Here is a 2964-nt window from a genome sequence, read left to right as displayed (position 1 = left end):
CCGGGGGTCCGTCCGCAGACTCCCCCGGAGCTTCGCCCGGGGGCACCCCCGACGGGCCGGGAACGTGCCAGGCACCGGCGACGACTCCCGGTCCTCCGCTCCCGGCGCGCAGGCACCCGGGGAGGCCCGACGCGCGCCGTCGGTCAGTTGCAGAGCACCTGGTCCCCGGTGACGGCCTCGAAGGCGCCCTGCGTGAGGGGGGCCTCGGCGCGGACCGGGATCACCTTGGTGAAGCCCGAGCCGGCCGTCACCTTGAGGGTCGCGCCCTGGCCGTGCACCGCGCGGAGTTCGCAGCCCGGCAGGGCCACGGCGAGGGACCTCGCCGAGCGGTCCCAGCGCGGGTCGTACGAGACGACCGTGCGCTTCACATCGCGGCGGTCGTCGTTGCGCGGCACCCGGGTCGTGTTGAACCCGGTCGCCCGCAGGGCGGCGTCCACGCGCGCGCCGAGGCCGTCCAGCCGGGTCCCGTTGTAGACCTGGACCCGGATCTGCTTCGGTGGTACGTCGATGATCTTCGACCGCTGCGCCCCCGGCTTCCCCGGGCGGCGCGGCGCCAGCGGCTTGTCCTCGCGCAGCGCCTGGAAGAGCCGCTGGGACTTCACCGGGTCCCACTTCACCGTCGAGCCGATGCCCTTCACCGGATAACTGACGTCCCCGACGGGGACCGACGTGAACTCCGACGACGCCGGTGTGAAGCCCCGCATCGCCTTTCCGAGAGTGAGCATCTCGTCCGTACCGAACTCCCTGTCCGCCCGTACCGCGTTGAGCATCGCCGAGCCGACCTCACGGAACTTCACGGGATTCAGCAGCACCCCGCTGCTGGTGGCCCGGTGGATCAGCGCCGCCATGAAGCGCTGCTGGCGCTGCATCCGGCCCAGGTCCGCCGCCCCGTCGATATGGCGTGAGCGTACGTACTGCAAGGCCTTCCCGCCGTCCAGCGTGTGCGTCCCCGCGGGCAGGTCGAGTCCCGTGTACGAGTCCTTCAGCGGACGGGCCGTACAGATCTCCACCCCGCCGATCGCGTCCACGGTCTTCATGAAGCTGGTGAAGTCGACCTCCAGGTAGTGGTCGACCTTCACCTTCGTCATGTGCTCGACGGTCCGCACCGTGAGCGCGGCCCCGCCCTCCGCGTACGCCGCGTTGAGCTTCAGCGCGTGCTTGCCGTGGTGCTTTCCGGTGGTCACGTCGGTGTGGGCGGGGATCTCCGTGTACGAGTCCCGCGGCAGGCTCACGACACTCGCGCGCTCCCGGTCCGCGGAGATGTGCACCAGCATGATCGTGTCGGTGCAGCGGCAGGGCGCGCCGCCGAGCCGGTACTTGCGGCGCTCTTCCTTGGTGATCCTGTTCCGTCCGTCGGTGCCGACGAGCAGGATGTTCATCCCGTTCCCGGCCTCCGGCCGGTTCTTCATGTCCTTGAACGGGTCGACCCGCCCGATACCACTGTCCAGCCCCGTCACCAGGCTGTGACCGATGCCACCCACCCCCAGCACCAGCACCGAGAGCGACGTCGCCATCCTGATGCCCCAGCGGGGTCGCTCGACGTGCCGTCTGAGGCGCGGCTGCGGCCGGCCGCCCTGCGGTCCGGGTCGTGCCGCCGGCGGCCTCGGCCGGGCCGCCTCCGGCCTCGGTCGGGCCGCCGCCGGTCGCGGACGGGGCGAGCGGGGCGGTGTGGGCACGAGGGGCACCTCCGCGGGGTGGCAGACCGTGATCGCGAGAACCGTAGGCCCATACGATCTGCGGCACCGGGAGCGGACCGGGCGGCGCGCACCGGTGTCCCCCGTTCGCGGTAACGTGGCGGGCGATACTGCCGTCTCCCGGGACGACCCCCGGACCCCGAGGAAGCCATGCCCGCGCCCACCACCGCCGTTTCCGTGATCATGCCGGTCCTCAATGAGGAGCGGCATCTGCGCGACTCGGTCCGGCACATCCTGGAGCAGGAGTACGACGGCGAGATGGAGGTGGTCATCGCGCTGGGCCCGTCCACGGACCGTACCGACGAGATCGCTGCCGAGCTCGTGCGCGAAGACCCCCGCGTCCACACCGTGCCGAACCCCACCGGGCGTACGCCGGCCGCGCTCAACGCCGCGATCAAGGCATCCCGGCACCCGATCGTGGTACGGGTCGACGGTCACGGCATGTTGTCGCCCAACTACATCGCGACCGCCGTCCGGCTCCTCGAGGAGACCGGTGCGCAGAACGTCGGCGGCATCATGCACGCCGAGGGCGAGAACGACTGGGAGCACGCGGTCGCGGCCGCGATGACCTCGAAGGTCGGCGTCGGCAACGCCGCGTTCCACACCGGCGGCGAGGCGGGCCCGGCCGAGACCGTGTATCTGGGTGTCTTCCGCCGTGCGGCGCTGGAGCAGCAGGGCGGCTACAACGAGGAGTTCATCCGGGCCCAGGACTGGGAGCTGAACTTCCGGATCCGCGAGGCCGGCGGACTCATCTGGTTCTCACCGGAGTTGAAGGTGCAGTACCGGCCGCGGCCCTCCGTGAAGGCGCTCGCCAAGCAGTACAAGGACTACGGCCGCTGGCGCCATGTCGTCGCCCGCTACCACTCCGGTTCGATCAACCTCCGCTATCTCGCTCCGCCGACCGCCGTCTGCGCGATCGCCGCGGGCCTGGTGGTGGGCGCCGCGGTCAGCCCGCTCGGCTTCGTGATCCCGGCCGGCTATCTCGCGGCGATCACCGCCGGATCGGTCCCGGCGGGCAGGGGTCTGCCGCTGAAGGCCCGGCTGCAGATCCCGGTCGCGCTGGCCACGATGCACATGTCGTGGGGCTTCGGCTTCCTGACCAGCCCGCGATCCCTGGCGAACAAGGTCATCGCGAGCCGCCGCCCGGCGGTCACGGCACCGACGGTCTGACGACTGACGGTCTGACGACCGACAGCCTGGCGACCTACGGACTGGCGCGACCTACGGACTGACGAAGAACGCCGCGGCCGGTCGGCCCCCACGGGGACCG

Annotated in this window: 2 protein-coding genes; one reads left to right on the top strand and one right to left on the bottom strand. The window is 71.5% G+C overall.

Features of this window, described 5'->3' with window-relative positions:
* Nucleotides 1-143: 143 nt before the first annotated feature.
* A complete protein-coding gene (locus tag ACWGI8_RS42470) occupies nt 144-1676 on the bottom strand; it encodes an LCP family protein (RefSeq protein WP_453668812.1) in 1533 nt (510 codons plus the stop codon).
* 168 nt (nt 1677-1844) lie between these two features.
* Between ACWGI8_RS42470 and ACWGI8_RS42465 the strand changes: the two genes are divergently transcribed.
* A complete protein-coding gene (locus ACWGI8_RS42465) occupies nt 1845-2864 on the top strand; it encodes a glycosyltransferase family 2 protein (RefSeq protein WP_453668811.1) in 1020 nt (339 codons plus the stop codon).
* Nucleotides 2865-2964 lie beyond the last annotated feature (100 nt).

This window comes from Streptomyces sp. NPDC054841 (assembly GCF_053611045.1).
This window is presented reverse-complemented; position numbering and strand designations above follow the sequence as displayed.

What these genes read in the sequence shown, in the direction of transcription:
- ACWGI8_RS42465 (WP_453668811.1), top strand. Translation starts at nt 1,845, where the DNA reads ATGCCCGCGCCCACCACCGCCGTTTCCGTGATCATGCCGGTCCTCAAT.